Here is an 18,059-nt window from a genome sequence, read left to right on the forward strand (position 1 = left end):
GCTCCTCACACAATTGATGAAACCTCGATGGCTTTCCCCCCTCAGGCAGCGTCTTGCGCTGCGTGAGTGGCTGGCATTGCTCCTCATCCTGATGACCATTGCGGCAATCGCCAGTTGGCAAAATGGCTTGAGTCGATTGGATCAATCGCGCTACGACCTATTCTTGTCTACTGCCAGCAAACCGACGCCAGACGACATCATCATTGTGGCAATAGACGACTATAGTCTGGCGCAACTCGGACGTTGGCCATGGCCGCGCAGCACGCATGCAGAGCTGATCACCAAACTGAATCAGGCAAAACCGCGTGCGATCGGGCTCGACGTCATTCTGTCAGAGCAGGAACCGCCACAAGCTGGTGGCTCCGCATCCGGTGATCGCCAATTGGCGGCTGCGCTGTCACAAAACGGTCGCACTGTTTTGCCAGTGACGCTGACCAACGCAGGTCACGGTCTGACCGCCAGCCTGCCGACGCAAGAATTAATAAAGGCAGCTGGTGCACTGGGCCACATCAACTTGACACACGATAACGATGGCGTAGTACGCAGCGTCTTTTTACGTGAGGGTCAAAACGGCACATGGTGGCAGAATTTCTCGGCCGCACTCCTGACTCTCGGCGAATCCGGAGCGGTCATGCCCGTACTTCCCGCCGGCGACGTACAAACCAAGGCTGCCGGCGTCGACAGCTGGCAACGCGCCGACCAAATGTATATCCCGTTCGCCGGCAACGTCGGCTATATCCAATCGATTCCGTATGTTGCGGTTTTGCGTGGTGAGGTTCCCGCCGAATTCTTCGCCGACAAATATGTGCTGATAGGCGCAACTGCGCCCGGCATGACGGATTCGTATCCGACGCCGGTTTCCGGCAATACAGGAGCGATGCCAGGAATTGAAATCCACGCGCAAATTCTCAGCAACCTGATGCAGGAAAAAAGCATACATGTGGCCACGCCACTGGAGACGATTTTGTTTGCCATCGTTCCGATATTCATGGCGATGCTAGGTTATCTACTGCTGTCGCCACGTCTGGCCTTGTTCGCGGCAGGCATGTGGTTATTGATGACGGTTTTCACCAGCTATATTGGTTTGCGTTTCATGAATATATGGTTGCCACCCTCGGTCGCCATCATTGGGATCGTGATTTCTTATCCTTTGTGGAGTTGGCGCCGACTAGAAGCAGCCATCAACTATCTGGGCCAGGAATTCACACGCCTGGACCGGGAACCGCATCTACTGCCGGAAGAAAAAATTGCACCGCCAGCCGAAGATGCGACCGATATTCTGGAGCAGCGCATCGCCGCCATGAAGAATGCCGCGCGCCGGGTTCGCGATCTGCGCCAGTTCGTGTCGGACAATCTGGATAACCTGCCGGATGCCACACTCGTAACTTCTGTCGACGGACTCATCCTGCTCGCGAACCGCCATGCAAAAGATTATTACTGGAGTCTGGGGCGCAACGATGTACGAGGAAGCTCGGTCATTGAATTACTTGCGCAACTCAAGATGCCGGTACCGGTAGACCAGGCGGTCAATCTGTCTTTTGAATGGCAGCATCTACTCGATCTCAACCATGCTCAAGCCCTGCTAAATGGCGTCTCGGCGCAAGATCACACTGGGCGTGATCTGCTGGTTAAAAGCGGCCCTTGTTATTCGGCGACGAATTTATTAACAGGCTGGATCGTCAGTATTCTCGACATCTCCACGATACGTGCAATTGAACGCAGCCGCGATGAAACCTTGCGCTTTCTGTCGCATGACATGCGCGCACCACAGGCATCGATTCTGGCCTTGCTGGAATTGCAGCATGAAAGCTCGTCCGAACTGCCACAGGCGGAACTCTTTGCTCGAATAGAAAAAGCCTGCCGTAAAACATTAGGCCTGGCAGACAATTTTGTGCAATTGGCGCGCGCGGAATCCCAAGAATATCGTCTGGAGGAAGTCGACTTCCAGGATCTGTTGTTTGATGCTGCGGATGAAATGTGGTCACTGGCAAAAAGTCGGCACATACATTTACAAGTCGAGATCAAGGATGGCGAATATCCGGTCAATGCCGATCGTACCTTGCTGACGCGCGCGCTGAGCAATCTGATGTCGAATGCCATCAATTACAGCCCGGACCACACCAGCATTCTGTGTACCTTATGGCTGACAGAAGTTGGCGAACAAACACGCATCATGTGCGGCATTTGCGATCATGGTTATGGCATTGCCGAAACCGATCAAAGCAAGCTCTTCCAGCGCTTCCAGCGTGTCGATTTACCTGACCAGCCGCGTCACGATGGCGTCGGTCTGGGACTGGTATTCGTGAAAACCGTGATCGAACGTCACCTCGGCGAAATCAGCTTCATCAGTGTTGCGGGCCAGGGCACGACCTTTACACTCAGCCTGCCTCTCTGTCGCAGCATTTAGCATTCTGAAAACACCGCGCTGTATGCCCAGCGGCAAGAGCCTCGTGCCATATTGCAACAGGCTATAATATGCTTCGATTCAATCCGAATGTTGGTGTCCTATATGCAACTGCTGGCCGTCGGCCTCAACCACACTACCGCGCCTGTTTCACTGCGCGAAAAGGTAGCCTTTCCTGCTGACCAGCTCGGTCAAGCGGTGGCTTCCGCACGGGAGTGGTATGGCCGCAGCAACAGCAAAATCATTTCCGATGAAGCCGCGATCCTCTCCACCTGCAATCGCACAGAGTTGTATGCGGCGAGTCAATTGCCCGGCGGCGTGAATGAAGCAATCGATCTGACCGCGCATTTCCTCGCCGATTATCACAAGCTGCCTTATTCCGAATTACGCCCCTTCCTGTACGCACTCCCGCAAGACAATGCAGTACGCCATGCATTCCGCGTCGCATCAGGGCTGGACTCGATGGTGTTGGGCGAGCCCCAGATTCTCGGCCAAATGAAGGATGCCGTGCGCCAGGCAGAAGCGGCCGGCGGTCTCGGCACTTATTTGCATCAAATGTTCCAACGCACGTTCGCCGTCGCCAAGGAAGTGCGCAGCACGACTGAAATCGGCGCACATAGTGTGTCCATGGCCGCCGCTTCGGTGCGCATGTCACAACGTATTTTCGACAAGCTCTCGGAACAGAATGTACTGTTCATCGGCGCCGGTGAAATGATCGAATTGTGCGCCACTCATTTCGCGGCACAAAATCCACAATCTCTGACCATCGCCAACCGCACGCTGGAACGCGGCGAAGTGCTGGCCCATCGCTTCAATGGTCGCGCCATCCGCCTTGCCGATTTGCCTGACCAGCTGGCGACTTACGACATCGTGATTTCATCGACCGCGTCATCGCTCCCTATCATCGGCCTCGGCATGGTCGAGCGCGCGATCAAGGCGCGTCGTCACAAACCGATGTTCATGGTCGATCTGGCAGTGCCGCGCGATATCGAACCGGAGATCGGCCGCCTCGATGACGTGTTCCTGTACACCGTCGATGATCTGGGCAATTTTGTTCAAACCGGCGTGGAAAATCGCCAGGCTGCAGTCGCGCAGGCAGAAGCCATCATCGAGACACGCGTGCAATCCTTCATGCACTGGATGGATACGCGCGCCGTCGTTCCCGTGATTCAAGACTTGCATGAATCCAGCGAAACCATGCGCATGCTGGAGCTGGAACGTGCACGCAAGCTATTGGCCAAAGGTGAGGACATTGATATCGTACTGGAAGCGCTATCCAAAGGCTTGACCGCAAAATTCCTGCACGGCCCGCAACAGGCATTGAATAATGCACAAGGGGACGAGCGTGCTCGCCTGGTCGCCTTGTTGCCACAACTCTTCCGCACCAAGCGCTAGCGACGCTCTTTCGCTACCCTGCACGCTGCTACAGCCTGATTGCAGAACACTTGTTTGCGGCACGTTAAAACTGCGCAAGCCACCAGAATCAAACCCCGATACAAGACTGAATATCATGATGAAACCATCCATGCTCGCCAAGCTCGATCAATTGACCGAACGATTGGCAGAACTGAATGTGCTGCTGATGCAGGAAGACGCGACCTCCAATATGGATACGTATCGCAAGATGACGCGCGAACATGCCGAGCTCGGCCCGCTGGTGGCCTTGTACGCCAATTACACGCAAGCCGATAACGACATCAAGGATGCACAAGGCATGCTGTCCGATCCAGACATGAAGGAATTTGCCCAGGAAGAAATAGCCGGCGCCAAGGCCCGCATGGAGCAACTGGAAATTGACCTGCAAAAAATGCTGCTCCCGAAAGATCCTAACGACGAGCGCAATATTTTTCTGGAAATCCGGGCCGGCACTGGCGGCGACGAATCGGCCTTGTTTGCCGGCGACCTGTTGCGCATGTATACGCGCTTCGCCGAACGCAATCGCTGGCAGATAGAAATGGTGTCGGAATCCGCTTCTGAAGTCGGCGGCTACAAGGAAGTGATCGTGCGCGTGGTCGGCAATGGCGCGTACTCAAAACTGAAATTCGAGTCCGGCGGCCATCGCGTACAACGCGTACCAGCGACAGAAACCCAGGGCCGCATTCACACCTCGGCATGCACCGTCGCCGTGATGCCGGAAGCCGATGAGCTGGAAGACGTCAACATCAATCCCGCCGACTTGCGCATCGATACCTATCGCGCCTCTGGTGCCGGCGGCCAGCACATCAACAAGACCGATTCCGCCGTACGCATTACGCATCTTCCGACTGGCATCGTGGTCGAATGTCAGGACGATCGCAGCCAGCACAAGAACAAGGCCTCCGCATTGAAAGTGCTGGCGGCGCGTATCAAGGATGTGCAGTTGCGCGAACAGCAATCAAAGGAAGCGGCAACCCGCAAATCGCTGATTGGCTCAGGTGACCGCAGCGAACGCATACGCACGTATAATTTCCCGCAAGGCCGCATGACCGATCACCGCATCAACCTGACTTTGTACAAACTCGATTTCATCATGGACGGCGATCTGGCTGAATTGACCAATGCACTAGCGGCAGAGCATCAAGCCGATTTGCTGGCAGCGCTGGCCGACGCCACCTGATACGAGATTTTGCTGAACCTTATTCGATAGCTGTGACTCATACCGTGCACTTTTTTTCCAGGATCCAACCATGAAAAAATCCAAACCCGTTTTACTCGCTGTTGCTTTCGTGTCGATGGCATTGCTGGCCGTCGCGCTCTATCTGCAGCACGTGGAAAAAATGCAGCCGTGCCCACTGTGCGTGATCCAGCGCTATGCCTTTGCAGTCGTCGCAATCATCTGCCTGATCGCCGCATTTTGTAAAGAAGCCACGGCCCGGGTCGGTGCCGCATTGGCGGCCCTGGCCTCTCTGGCTGGCGCCGGCGTCGCTGGCTGGCACATTTACATCAAGGCCAACCCAACGGTATCTTGCGGCATAGACCCATTGGAAACGTCGTTGAACACGATTCCTACTGCCAAGCTGCTGCCTTTCCTGTTTCAAGCTGACGGTTTATGTACAACCGCATATGCGCCAATCATGGGTCTGTCCTTGCCGCAATGGGCGCTGGTATGGTTTATCGTGATCGCCCTCTTCCTGCTGCGCACGGCCTTCCAGAAAAAATATTGATGCAACACGCATCGGCATATTGGGGCGCGTGATGGACGTCAGGGTCGGCGATACGATAGCGACCGTCATGCGCAACACGCCAGTTGACCAACTGGAAACACGCATGCTGATTGGCCAAGTCACGGAATTGACGCGCGTGCAGCTGATTACCCATGCCGAACGCACATTCAGTGCAGACGAGGCAGCTCGCCTCAATGATTTATTTCAACGTCGTATCGCAGGCGAACCCGTCGCCTACCTGCTTGGGGAGCGTGAATTTTTCGGCCTCAGGTTTCAGGTCGATCCTGCCGTCCTGATCCCGCGGCCGGATACCGAGTTATTAGTTGAACTGGCATTGCAGCATCTGCCGCAACACGGTCGCGTACTGGATATGGGCACCGGCTCCGGCGCGATTGCCGTTGCGATTGCCCATACGCGAAGCGATGTAAAAGTTACGGCACTGGATGTCAGCGATAAGGCCTTGCTGGTTGCGCAAGCCAATGCAAAGCACAATCAGGTCGACGTCGAATTTTTGCGTAGCGACTGGTTTGCAGCGCTAGGTGGACAGCAGTTTGATTTGATCGTTTCCAATCCGCCGTATATCGTCGCCGGTGATCGCCATTTATCGGAAGGGGATTTGCGCTTTGAACCGATAGATGCGTTAACCGATCACGCGGATGGCTTATCGGCCTTGCGCACCATCAGCCAGCACGCTCACCAGCATCTGGCGGATGGAGGCTGGTTATTGATGGAACACGGTTACGACCAGGCTGAGGACGTACGCGATTTACTAGTGGCAAATGATTTTACGGAAGTACAAAGCTGGCGCGACCTGGCAAACATTGAGCGTGTGAGTGGCGGCAAGAAATCGCACGCCGAAAACAGATAATTTAAAACAACTCACCCATCACCCACAGACAGGCACCTCAGGCAGCCAAAGCCTTTTCCAGCAATTTGTGCAAGGCTGCAAAATCCGGTTCGCCTACATATTTCTTGATGATGTGACCATCCTTGTCGACCACCAATGTAGTTGGCGTCAATTTAATATCGCCAAAAGACTTGGCCAATTCACCTTGTGTGTCTAGCGCCACGGTGAATGGCAACTTGCGCGTCTCGACGAAATTCAACACATAGTTCGGCGGGTCGTAAGCCATGGCAACCGCAACAAATTCCAGACCTTGCGCATTGTATTTCTTGAACGTCTCTATCATCTCCGGCATCTCTTTGACGCACGTCACGCATGAGGTCGCCCAGAAGTTGATCATCACAACCTTGCCGCGCAAATCCTGCGAAGTGATTTTCTTTCCCTGCAAATTGACGAAAGTTACATCAGGTATCGCTTCTTTACTCGACACGGACAGGTAACCGACAACTGCCAGCGCGGCGATCACGAGCAAGACCAGGCCCTTGAGCCAATTGCGGTTTTTACTTGCGGGAGTAACAGAAACTGGTTTTTGCATAATAGACAATCCGGGATGCCGCACCTGTATGGTGGAGGCTATGTAGTTGCAGTCATTATAGTCAGGTCCGACTATTGGTGTTGAGTCGAAAAACGTGTCCGCATCCGATCTGATTTCATGACAAGGATGCATCCGACCAACCCGAAGCCGTGTAAACAGCGGCAACAACGGGGGGCATAGGCGCTTCGATCGCGGCGCAGATGGCGCGCAACAAATCCGCAAGCGGCAACGGTAGCGGCGACTGCTCACCGGCGATTGCCAGCAATGACTTGATCAATGCTGGATTTGCCAAAGGTGCCAACTGATTCGTTTTATCCAATGCAATTTTTATCCTGCCATAACTCAGCTCGGCGATCCCGATCAAATCCTTTTCCGATAAAAAGAGATGCGGAGAGAAATCCGCCGCTCTCATCAACAATGATGTCGCAGGCTGTTTTAAAAGCGGCGCGGCAACATGTGCCACCAGAGAAAATAGAATGTGGCATTCCTGCTTCAATTCAGTCACCGAAGAATACTTGACTCGCACTGCACGATTTGCCTGCGCCGCCAGGCGTCGCACCAAGACGGTTTGCAGAACGAATTCGCTCAAGCTCACATGACGATCACTCGCGATCATCCGTTCAATGTGCGCCAGCATTGCATCGCGATCCACCATCGGCAATTGCCGTAGCGCCGGCATCATCAGATCAAGCAAAGGCAAACGCGCATTGACTGGCAAACTCTTGATCGCTGTCGCCAGTTGCATTACTTGTGCGGCTTGGCCAGGCAGATGTTCAATCAGGTACTGATGCTGTGGACTGTTTTCCTGTGCAGAATCAAGCAACAAGGCGTAGACCAGCAATGGAGCAACGTAAGGGTTATGCACTGCTTGATCAATCTGTGTACACAGCCTGATTTTGACGAGCGTGCTGCCGCCGTAAGCCTGCCTGGCAACAGCCACGATGTCGGCGCTAATGGCATCGGCGTTTGCGACTGCATCGACGAAGGGCGTCGCGGCATACGCAATGTCTGCCCGCATGGTTTGCGATGCTGCAACATCGCTTTTACGGATGCTGGGCGCGTCCAGCATATCCATATTGCGACCATAGATGCGATGCAAACGTTCGAATAGCGATGGATGGGTCGCAAACAATCCTTCCAGCAGACCAGGACGTACCGCTGTCAGGAAGAAATGCGACAACTGCTCTGCATTCCTGTGCTGGATCTGCGAAACGGCGCGCCCGGTTTGCATCAGACCACCTATCTTGCGCAAGGCATTGCCAAGGCCATCGGGATTGCGGGTAAATTGAATGGCGCTGGCATCCGCCAGAAATTCACGGTGACGGGAAACTGCTGATTTAATGATTCGCCCAAAGAACAAGCCTATATAACCAATCGCGAACAGCGTGGCGCCAACCACAAATAAAATGACATGCAGCGGAGTACGTCGCTTGCTCAGCGTGTCCTCCTCCGTCGCCAGCACACCGGATTCCATGATCTGCCTGCCGAAATCCGCAAACATCTGTATCCCGAACAGCACGCCGACCAAGCGAATGTTCAAGCGCATGTCGCCATTCAAAATATGGCTGAACTCATGCCCCACTACGCCTTGCAATTCATCACGCGTCAATCTGTCCAGCGAACCACGCGTCATAACAATCACCGCCTCGTTCGGGTTATAACCGGCGGCGAATGCGTTGATCGAGTCTTCCCTGTCCATCAGATATACCTTGGGACAAGCAATGCCTGATGCAAGCGCCATCTCTTCCACCACATTCAGCAAACGCCGTTCAAACGTATCGCGCGTATTGAGCGCCACCATGCGTGCACCGGCCATGCGTGCAATCGCATCGCCTCCGTCACGCAGATTGAACATTTCAAGCAAGGTGCCACCGCCGATTAATATCAGCGTGATCAAGGTATTGGTGGCAAAAAATCCGCGCGGATAGTCATGATGCCCCGAGAACGACCCGCCTTGCGCGTAGATGCAAATCAAGGCCATCGCAAAATTGACGGCCAGCACAATAGCGATTACGGCGAGCGCAAACAACAGCAGCAACACCCTGGTCTGCCGTCTCGCGTGATCCTGCTGTTCGAAAAAGTTCATGTCGCGGCATGCGAAGTCAGGACGTGCGCATCAGGCCTGCTGCGATTCGTATGGCAGGCCGGCAGAAAAAGCGCTTGCACAACCATCAAAACGCGACTTTGATCGCTTTGCGTTCTTCCGGCGTTTCTGTCGACTCCAGCAATTCTGCTGTTTTGAATCCAAAGGAATTGGCAATCACGGAACCAGGGAACTGCTGGATCGCGACGTTATAGGACATCACGCTGTCGTTGTAACCCTGGCGCGCAAAAGCGATGCGATTTTCGGTGCTGCTGAGTTCTTCGCCCAACTGCATCATGGTTTGATTTGCCTGCAGGTCTGGATAGGCTTCCGACAGCGCGAAGAACCTGCCCAGCGATGCGTCCAGCACGCCATCAGCGGCGACCATCTGTTTAAACGCGCTGGAATCGGCAGGATGGCCTGCGACTTTTTTATTGGCATCGACAGCCTGGTTGCGCGCAGCAATCACTGCTTCCAGTGTTTCGCGCTCATGGGCCATATAGGCCTTGGCGGTTTCGACCAGATTTGGAATCAGATCGTAACGACGTTTGAGCTGTACATCAATTTGAGAAAATGCATTCTCGAAGTAGTTGCGCAAGGCGATGATGCGGTTGTAGACGCCGACACCCCAGAACACAACAACTGCAACGATGGCCAATAAAACGAGCACTGCTGTCATGGTTTCTCCCAATGAAAAAGCCGCGCGACAGTTTGTCGCGCGGCTTCAATATAGCATTCCAAAACCGCAACTTGTTGAGCGGCAACGATTATTAACCGCTATTTTTTCTGCACCGTATCCGGTGTTGTACTCAACATACGATATTCCTCGTCAGTGATATATTCAAATACCTTGACGACCTTGATGACGCCACTCACACCGCGCGTTATTTCAGCAGCCAGGTTGCCTTCACTCTGGGTTACACGTCCCATCAGAAACACCTCGCCACGTTCAGTTACAACCTTGACCGAATTGGCAGACAGGGTTTTGTTATCAACAAACGATGCCTTCACCTTGCCTGTAATCACCGCATCGTTCGAGCGTGATGTGTAGCTGGCCGGACCACCGATGCCTAATTCATTGACGACCGATTGCACGCCTTCGATAGCGGCAGCTTCCCGCCCGGCTGCTGCCTTGGCAGCTTCATCGCGCACTTCGCCGGTCAACAACACCTTGCGGTTAAAGCTGGTCACATTGACGTGAGCGTCAGGACCGGCCACGTTCGGAATCCGGGTTTCGCCCTTGACCGCGATGGCCTTGTCTTCAGTTTGCGCGCCGAGTGTACGTCTGTCAGTTGCTGCCAGCGTGCCGACAACGGCACCGCCGACCATGATGCCGACACAACCTTGCAGGCTGACCAACACTGCGCCGCAAATCAGCGCTGCCGCCATCGGACGTCGTACTGCTTTCAAACCACGATTCAAATTAATCATTCTCATCCCCTCCAAATAGTGCAACGTCAATGCCGTCACACAAACAATGTATCGTTAATAAATGCACTTCCTGTATCCGTGCCGTGCGGTCGTGCGGGACACAGATGTGGACATCTGCATCGGTAATCAGTTTTGCCATCGCGCCGCCGCCTTTGCCCGTCATCACCACTACCCGCATATCGCGTTCAAGTGCTGCTTCGATGGCGGCAATCACGTTGGCAGAATTACCGGAAGTCGACAATGCAAGCAAGACGTCGCCGGACTGTCCGAACGCCTGCACCTGCTTGCTGAAAATCTCCTGGTAACTGTAGTCATTGCCGATGGCTGTCAGGATCGAGGTATCGGTTGTCAACGCCATGACCGGCAGCGGCAAGCGCTCTCTTTCGAAACGCCCGACAAGTTGCGCAGAAAAATGCTGGCAGTCAGCCGCAGAACCGCCATTGCCGCACGCCAGAATCTTGTTCCCGTTAGACAAGGCGCCGAACATTAGTTCCACCGCCTGCTCGATAGGACGCGCCAGCAGGGAAGCCGCTTGAATTTTCAGCTCTGCACTTTCATGGAAGTGACTAAGTATGCGTTGAGTAATCATGGTGTCGTGAATTATAGAGCAGTCCATCGCGATGAGGCGCGTGGCTGGGGAGGATTCAGGATTCGATTGCGTTTTTCAACCAGCTCATCTCGATACCATCGATCGCAATGACGTCGAAGCGGCAGGCCGGTGGCATCTTGTAACGTTGCAGAAAAATATGCGCGGCGACAATCAGGCGCTTCTGCTTGGCGGGTGTGACGCTGGCCGCGGCACCACCATGATTTTTATCAGCACGCTTCCTGACTTCAATAAAAATCAGTGTGTCTTTGGCTTGCATGATCAAATCGATTTCCCCGCCTTTGCAGCGGAAATTGCGTTCAACCAGGGTCAAGCCCTGCATTTGCAAGTAAGCGAGCGCCTGATCTTCACCGATTTGTCCGCTGATCTGCCTGGCAGTACGGGGGCGGCTAAGAAAGGCGGGAATGCGCATCAGCGAATCAAGGCGCTTCCAGCGGCTGCACCACGCCATCGCGATAAATCGCCGGCTGCATGAGACGATCAAAATGCGGCGCGCCCTGGCCGAAGCGAATTGCCAGTTTACCGGTCACGCCATCAAGCTTGAATTCATTCTGCTTGATGGCTATGTTGTGCGCGACGCGATAAGCGTCGACACCCAGCGCATACAGCCGTTCGATATCAGGACTGATGCGCTGCTCGCCGTTTTTGGCAAGATGCGGATAGGCCATCACCGCAGCATGATCGGCCTGCAACTGCCACGGCATGTCGAGGAGGCGTACACCTTCCAGATCGAGTAACTTATCGGCCCCGCTCCAATCGGCGAGCGCCAGAGGATTCAACTGCGATGTGCCGACCAGAGGCACATCGCTACCGATCGCCAGACGCAGCTGAATGGTTTGTGCTGCATCGAGGCCGACAAATATCAGCGCCGGCTTTTCAGCTTGAATGCGCTTCTTCAATTGCACCAGTGCGGTCGCGTTAATGAAGCTGCCAGTCATGCCGAGCTCCATCATTTCAGATGTCAGTCCTAGGTGGCGCCACTCGGTGGAAAAAGCTTTGATGGCACGTCGCTGCCATGACGCATTGGTGGAAATTGCAAAAGCCTTGAGGCCGACCTGGCGTGCACCCAGCCAGTCGGCGATCTGGCGCGCCTCATCTTCTATCGATAAACCCATCACCAGCATATTGGTCGGAACCCGCATTTCAGTACCGTCTGCAGTATCCAGCTGCGTCAGGGCGATAGTCGGCTTCGTGATGTTGCCGTTTTGTACAATCGCGGTGGCGCCGCTGCGCGTCAGCGGCCCGACCACAATGTCATTGCGCATCGCAGCGTCCAGATAACCGGAGAGCACGTCCTGTGCAGAATCCCCGGTTTCCACCAGATTGACGGTAATGTTGGCCGGCTCGTATTGATAAGCCGCCATGAAACCGGAGCGCACTGCATCGGCCACTTGCGCCAGCGATTCGGACCGGCGCGGCAACAACAACGCTATGCGTACCGGCGGGAGACGAGTGACAACGACAGGCATGTCAACCGCCTCGATAATCGGGCCGTTGCTCAGGTCATCATTTTCATCGCGCGGCAACGCCAGATCGGTCTGCGCGAGCTGCAACTTGTCCAACACGGAATACTCGGCCTGAATGCCGGTTAGACTGCTAGCTCCACTGACAGCACCACCGATAACAGCAGTTGTATTTGCCTGTGCAGGCGCGCACAATCCGCTGATGGCCGCAGCCAGCACAAACATTCTCGCTAAATTTCCCAACATCCGACTCTCCCAATGACTGAACCAACCGACAACGCATCCACGATCTTGCCGCTTATGCAAGACACCTTGCAGGATGCATTACCGAATTTATTGCATGAAGTATTACGTGACGTCGAGCGGCAGACTTATCCTTCGGCGACATTATATGTGGTGGCCACACCGATCGGGAACGCAGGTGACATATCGTTGCGCGCTTTGCACACTTTATCGATAGTCGATGCTATCGCTTGCGAAGATACGCGTAATACCGGCCATCTTTTGACCCGTTACGGCCTGTCAAAAAAATTGATCGCAGCGCACCAGCACAATGAACGCGAAGTAGCAGACACCTTGATCCGTCGCTTGCAGGCGGGCGAGCGCATTGCACTGGTATCCGATGCGGGCACGCCAGCCGTGTCCGATCCAGGCGCGCGCATCGTCGATGCGGTGCGTAATGCAGGCCTGCGTGTGGTGCCATTGCCAGGCGCATCGGCAGCAGTAGCCGCTTTGTCCGCCAGCGGCTTGTTGAATGACCAATTTTATTTCGTCGGCTTTTTGCCGGCCAAAGCCAAGCAGCGCGAGACGGTTTTATTCAATCTGAAAAGTGTCGCAGCGACCCTGGTGTTTTACGAAGCGCCGCATCGCATCGTCGAAGCCGTTGAAGCGCTAGCGACCAGCTTCGAACCGACCAGGCATATCGTGTTTGCACGCGAACTGACCAAGATGTTTGAAGAAATACATCGCTGCACCCTGGCCGAGGCCGGTGCCTGGATCAATGCCGACGCAAACCGGCAAAAAGGGGAGTTTGTGGTACTGCTGGAAGGTACGCCAGCGGCCGGCGATCAGGACGAAATGGAAGCCGAACGCATCCTGAAAATCCTGCTGCAGGAATGTTCGGTAAAGCAGGCGGCGACGCTGGCGTCACACATCACAGGACAAAAGAAAAACGCCCTGTATGATCGCGCCCTGCAAATGAAAGCAGGCAGCGAGTCGGGGCAAGCTTAACGCTGCACGATAAACGGCTTGGCGCCCATCGTTCCCTGCACTTGCGTAGCCGCCGCTGCGGCCTCTTCGCGAGTAGCAAATGGGCCGCCATAGAGCCGATACAAATTATTCGAAGGCTCAACCGTCAATTGCCGTAGCACGCCGCCCGTATCCTGCAGCAGTCGAGTACGCACACTTTCTGCATTGGCCGCCTGCGAGTACGCACCGAGTTGCAGATAAAAGCCGCTGGCTGTAGATGCGGCACCCTGGGTTGGCATTGATGTCGCTATTACTGACACATTTCCATTCGGCGCAAAATCGACTGGCTGAATCGCTGCTGGAGCCAATTGCGTAGACTCTATGGTCGGCATAACCACCGCTTCCGTCGCGACAACAGGCGTAGCGGGACTCTCTTTGGTCGCCAATATTTGCTCTATGTCTGCCGGCAGCAATCGTTCGACTTGCAGCTCCGCGCTGCCGTGTCCGATATAACCCAGTTTCAATGCGGCGGTATACGATAGATCGATGACGCGACTCGAATGAAACGGACCGCGATCATTGACGCGCACGATCACCTGTTTGCCATTGCTTAAATTGGTCACCCGAGCATACGAAGGGATCGGTAAAGTCGGATGGGCGGCCGACATCTTGTACATATCGTACAGCTCGCCTGACGAGGTTTTCTGCCCGTGGAATTTCTTGCCGTACCAGCTGCCGCGCCCAGTCTGTTTGAACGGCCGCGCATCACTAATCGGAATATACCGTTTGCCGAAAACAACGTAAGGTTTGTTTCCACTTTTCGAATACGGCTCGATGCGCGGCTCTGCATCCGGCACATCCAGCAAGCCTTCCGGCGTCACGTCGCCCGGACCGTCATCCTTGTAATAGCCGCCGCGACCGGAGCCGGCAGGTGGCAAGCTCGGCTGTGCCGCACTTGCCGCACGCGCAGTCTGTGTCTTGCCGGCAGAAGAAGTGTCTAACGGTACGCTGCTGCAAGCGGCCAGCGCCAGAATTGGCAGCAAGACCAGAAGACGTGATGTGGAAGAATTCAATTGCATTGCTTGCTCCTGATGAAGGCTGCTTGCCGATACAACTACGACAAACAGTGAACGAGCGATATCAGCTTTGCATCAATTTTCTGTGGCGCTGTATGCTCATCAAAATACCCACGCCCAAACCGAGCGTGACAAATGCGGTGCCGCCATAGCTGACAAAAGGCAAGGGCACGCCAACCACCGGCAAGATGCCGCTAACCATTCCCATATTCACGAATGCATAAGTAAAGAAAATCATCGTGATCGCACCGGCCAGCAAGCGGCTGAACAAGGTTGGTGCATTCGCTGCAATGATCATGCTGCGCCCGATCAGGAGCAGGTAGAGCGTCAGCAAAATACAGTTGCCTATCAATCCGAACTCTTCCGAAAAAACAGCAAAGATAAAATCGGTAGTGCGCTCGGGAATAAATTCCAGATGGGCCTGGGTGCCATTCAGCCAGCCTTTGCCGGTCAGGCCTCCCGAACCAATCGCAATCGTCGATTGAATAATATGAAATCCCTTGCCCAGCGGATCAGTAGTCGGATCTATCAGTGTCAGCACCCGACCTCTTTGATAGTCATGCAGCATCGACCATACAACAGGCAGACTGGCCAGCATCGTAATCACGGCAGCCACGATCACTTTCCATGAAAGGCCAGCAAAGAAGATGACATAAAAACCGGCAGCCAATACCAGCAGAGACGTACCCAGATCCGGCTGACGCATGATCAGACCGACCGGTGCCACCAGCAACAAACCCGCCACCAAAAACTCGCGCCAGCGTGTCATGCCTTCGCGTTTCTGGAAGAACCATGCCAGCATCATCGGCATCGCGATCTTCATGATCTCGGACGGCTGAATGATCATGCCGACATTGATCCAGCGTCTTGCGCCATTCCTGATCAAGCCGAACATCGCCACCCCAACCAGCAAGGTCACGCCCACGATATACAAGGGCACGGCGAAGCGCATCAAGGTTTGTGGTGGAATGATGGCCGCAATCCACATCACCATCAGTGCAATCAGAATGTTGCGCACATGATCTTCCACCCGTCCCGGAAAATCGATGCCGGCAGAATAAAGTGTGACCGTTCCCAGCGCAAGAATCAGGCCCACAATCACAATCAGCGGGCCGTCGAATACCTGGACATACGGCCTAACGATTTGCCATGGCGAACGCTTGTTCATGCGCGCTCCGATCGCGAAGGCGGAAGTTGCCTTGCGCAGTTAATGGATATCGTTGAATGCGGCATCAGTCGTGCGCGTCGGTTCTGGAAAAGAGAGCGTAGGGATGTCGTCATGGATTTAATCTGTGAGCTCATCTTCAGGAATCGGCGCAGCTTTGACAGGCGTTTTCGCATCAGGCCGCTTTCCCAGCAAATAGAAATCCATCGCCGCCTTGGCAATCGGCGCAGCCGAAGCGGCACCGAAACCGCCATTTTCAACGATGAGCGCGATCGCGATACGCGGATTGTCGGCCGGCGCAAATGCTGTGTACAAAGCGTGATCATGATGACGATCCGAAATTTTACTGGCGTCGTATTTTTCGCCTTTCTTGATCGCAATCACCTGCGCCGTACCTGTCTTGCCTGCCGACACGTACTCTGCTTTTGAGAACGCGCGCGCGCCGGTTCCTTCCTTGTTGACGCCCACCATCGCATGTTTGATGACGTCAATGTTTTCCTGCTTCAATGGAATGCGATAACTTTCTTTGGGCACCGTCAATGTGCGTTGACGCGTCACACCATTTTCAATTTCCCTGACCAGGTGAGGCTTCATGACGATACCGTTGTTGGCAAGGGTCGCGGTCGCATGTGCCAGCTGCAACGGGGTGAAAGAGTTATAACCTTGACCGATGCCGATGGAAATGGTTTCACCCGCGTACCATCTTTTTTGCTCGGGCTTTTTATATGCTGCTGCCTTCCATGCAGTCGACGGCAATACGCCGGTGCGTTCGTATTTGAGATCAATACCGGTCTTTTGGCCAAAGCCGAACGGCTTCATGAAATCGTGTATCGTATCGACGCCAAGGTCGTTGGCCAGCAGGTAGTAATACGTATCGCAGGATTGCACGATCGATTTGTACATGTCGACCATGCCGTGCCCGCCTTCCTTGTCATCGCGAAACTTGTGATTGCCGAACCAGAAGTAACCCGGATCTGAAATCGCATCCGATGGTTTGCGCTTACCCAACTCCAAGGCGGCCAAGGCCATGAACGGTTTGTAAGTTGAGCCTGGCGGATAGGCGCCGGACAAAGGGCGATTCAACAGCGGATGATCGGGTGAGTTATTCAGCAAATCCCAGCTCTGCTGATCAATGCCTTCGACAAACAGATTGGGATCGAAAGTCGGCATAGACACATATGCCAGCACGTCACCGGTGGCAGGCTCAATTGCGATGAATGCGCCACGCCGATCGCCAAATGCCTGCTCCACCACTTTCTGCAATTCGATATCGATAGACAGAATCAGATTGTCGCCTGGCGTGGCAGCTGTGCGCGACAAGGTCCGGATAGGACGACCGCCAGCAGAGACTTCGACTTCTTCGTAACCGGTACGACCGTGCAATTTGTCTTCGTAATTTTTTTCCAGGCCTTCCTTGCCGATGTGCTCTGTGCCGCGATAGTTGGTCGCGTCGTCACCTGCATCGATTTCCTTCGCCTCACGCGTATTGATACGACCGATATAGCCAATCACATGTGAGGCAACCGAACCGAGTGGGTACTGGCGGAATAAACGGGCCTGAATCTCAACGCCGGGGAAGCGGTAACGCTGCGCCGAGAATCGCGCAACTTCTTCGTCGGACAGACGCACGCGTATCGGCGAACTGGCCAGATTGCGTGATTCTTCCTGCAGCTTCTTGAAGCGCTTGCGATCTTTCGGCTGGATGTCGACCAATGTTGCGAGTTCATCGATCAGGGTTTCAAGATCGCCATCGATTTTTGAGGGTGTAATTTCCAGTGTATAGGCTGAGTAATTACGCGCCAGCACCACACCATTTCTATCCAGAATCAAACCGCGATTCGGCACTACAGGCACGACTGAAATCCGGTTTTCCTCTGCCTGCGCGACATAATCGTTATGTTTATACACCTGCAACCAGATGAAGCGTGAGAGCAAACAGGCAAATAGAATGAACACCAAGCCACCCGCCACGGACAAGCGCAGGCGAAAGAGATGTAATTCGCGTTCGGTATTTTTTAATTCAGTCATGCGGGATCAATACCGGTTGTCGGTTGTAGCAA

General features: G+C 54.3%; 16 protein-coding genes. 6 read left to right on the forward strand and 10 right to left on the reverse strand.

Annotated elements, in window-relative coordinates:
• Positions 1–16 precede the first annotated feature (16 nt).
• The 5 genes from ACFQO0_RS05315 to prmC all read left to right on the forward strand — a co-directional run bounded on the left by ACFQO0_RS05315 (position 17) and on the right by prmC (position 6,415).
• Positions 17–2,407, forward strand: coding sequence for a CHASE2 domain-containing protein (locus ACFQO0_RS05315; protein ID WP_382232972.1), 2,391 nt, complete (start codon positions 17–19; stop codon positions 2,405–2,407).
• A gap of 102 nt (positions 2,408–2,509) precedes the next feature.
• Complete coding sequence (gene hemA, locus ACFQO0_RS05320; RefSeq protein ID WP_382232973.1) at positions 2,510–3,799, forward strand: glutamyl-tRNA reductase; 1,290 nt, start codon at positions 2,510–2,512, stop codon at positions 3,797–3,799.
• A 118-nt stretch (positions 3,800–3,917) separates the two neighbouring features.
• Positions 3,918–5,000, forward strand: a complete 1,083-nt coding sequence (gene prfA / locus ACFQO0_RS05325) for a peptide chain release factor 1 (protein WP_382234035.1) — start codon at positions 3,918–3,920, stop codon at positions 4,998–5,000.
• 70 nt (positions 5,001–5,070) lie between these two features.
• Positions 5,071–5,547, forward strand: coding sequence for a disulfide bond formation protein B (locus ACFQO0_RS05330; protein ID WP_382232974.1), 477 nt, complete (start codon positions 5,071–5,073; stop codon positions 5,545–5,547).
• Between the two features lie 31 nt (positions 5,548–5,578).
• Positions 5,579–6,415, forward strand: coding sequence for a peptide chain release factor N(5)-glutamine methyltransferase (prmC, locus tag ACFQO0_RS05335; RefSeq protein ID WP_382232975.1), 837 nt, complete (start codon positions 5,579–5,581; stop codon positions 6,413–6,415).
• A 37-nt stretch (positions 6,416–6,452) separates the two neighbouring features.
• Here prmC and ACFQO0_RS05340 read toward each other — a convergent pair whose 3' ends face one another.
• The 7 genes from ACFQO0_RS05340 to ACFQO0_RS05370 all read right to left on the reverse strand — a co-directional run bounded on the left by ACFQO0_RS05340 (position 6,453) and on the right by ACFQO0_RS05370 (position 12,816).
• Positions 6,453–6,986: a TlpA disulfide reductase family protein gene (locus ACFQO0_RS05340; protein WP_382232976.1), complete on the reverse strand. Its 534-nt coding sequence runs from the start codon at positions 6,984–6,986 to the stop codon at positions 6,453–6,455.
• A 115-nt stretch (positions 6,987–7,101) separates the two neighbouring features.
• Positions 7,102–9,072 (reverse strand): M48 family metallopeptidase, encoded by a 1,971-nt coding sequence (locus tag ACFQO0_RS05345; RefSeq protein WP_382232977.1) that lies wholly within the window; start codon positions 9,070–9,072, stop codon positions 7,102–7,104.
• A gap of 85 nt (positions 9,073–9,157) precedes the next feature.
• Positions 9,158–9,748: a LemA family protein gene (locus tag ACFQO0_RS05350; RefSeq protein WP_382232978.1), complete on the reverse strand. Its 591-nt coding sequence runs from the start codon at positions 9,746–9,748 to the stop codon at positions 9,158–9,160.
• Positions 9,749–9,846: 98 nt separating this feature from the next.
• Entirely contained in the window at positions 9,847–10,500 is a 654-nt protein-coding gene (locus ACFQO0_RS05355; protein WP_382232979.1) for a BON domain-containing protein, read from the reverse strand.
• Positions 10,493–11,089 (reverse strand): phosphoheptose isomerase, encoded by a 597-nt coding sequence (locus tag ACFQO0_RS05360; RefSeq protein ID WP_382232980.1) that lies wholly within the window; start codon positions 11,087–11,089, stop codon positions 10,493–10,495. Before ACFQO0_RS05360 ends, ACFQO0_RS05355 begins: the two co-directional genes overlap by 8 nt.
• 55 nt (positions 11,090–11,144) lie before the next feature.
• Positions 11,145–11,519, reverse strand: coding sequence for a YraN family protein (locus tag ACFQO0_RS05365; RefSeq protein ID WP_382232981.1), 375 nt, complete (start codon positions 11,517–11,519; stop codon positions 11,145–11,147).
• Between the two features lie 7 nt (positions 11,520–11,526).
• Entirely contained in the window at positions 11,527–12,816 is a 1,290-nt protein-coding gene (locus tag ACFQO0_RS05370; protein ID WP_382232982.1) for a penicillin-binding protein activator, read from the reverse strand.
• 12 nt (positions 12,817–12,828) lie between these two features.
• Between ACFQO0_RS05370 and rsmI the strand changes: the two genes are divergently transcribed.
• Positions 12,829–13,800, forward strand: a complete 972-nt coding sequence (rsmI, locus tag ACFQO0_RS05375; RefSeq protein ID WP_382232983.1) for a 16S rRNA (cytidine(1402)-2'-O)-methyltransferase — start codon at positions 12,829–12,831, stop codon at positions 13,798–13,800.
• Here rsmI and ACFQO0_RS05380 read toward each other — a convergent pair.
• From ACFQO0_RS05380 to mrdA, 3 genes are all read right to left on the reverse strand, one after another.
• Complete coding sequence (locus tag ACFQO0_RS05380) at positions 13,797–14,837, reverse strand: septal ring lytic transglycosylase RlpA family protein (RefSeq protein ID WP_382232984.1); 1,041 nt, start codon at positions 14,835–14,837, stop codon at positions 13,797–13,799. The genes rsmI and ACFQO0_RS05380 overlap by 4 nt on opposite strands.
• Positions 14,838–14,898: 61 nt before the next feature.
• Complete coding sequence (gene rodA / locus ACFQO0_RS05385; protein ID WP_382232985.1) at positions 14,899–16,002, reverse strand: rod shape-determining protein RodA; 1,104 nt, start codon at positions 16,000–16,002, stop codon at positions 14,899–14,901.
• Positions 16,003–16,119: 117 nt separating this feature from the next.
• Positions 16,120–18,027, reverse strand: a complete 1,908-nt coding sequence (gene mrdA, locus ACFQO0_RS05390; protein WP_382232986.1) for a penicillin-binding protein 2 — start codon at positions 18,025–18,027, stop codon at positions 16,120–16,122.
• Positions 18,028–18,059 lie beyond the last annotated feature (32 nt).

Origin of the sequence: Herminiimonas aquatilis, assembly GCF_042665175.1 — a bacterium.
In the GTDB taxonomy this organism is placed as follows: Bacteria; Pseudomonadota; Gammaproteobacteria; order Burkholderiales; family Burkholderiaceae_D; genus Oxalicibacterium; species Oxalicibacterium aquatilis.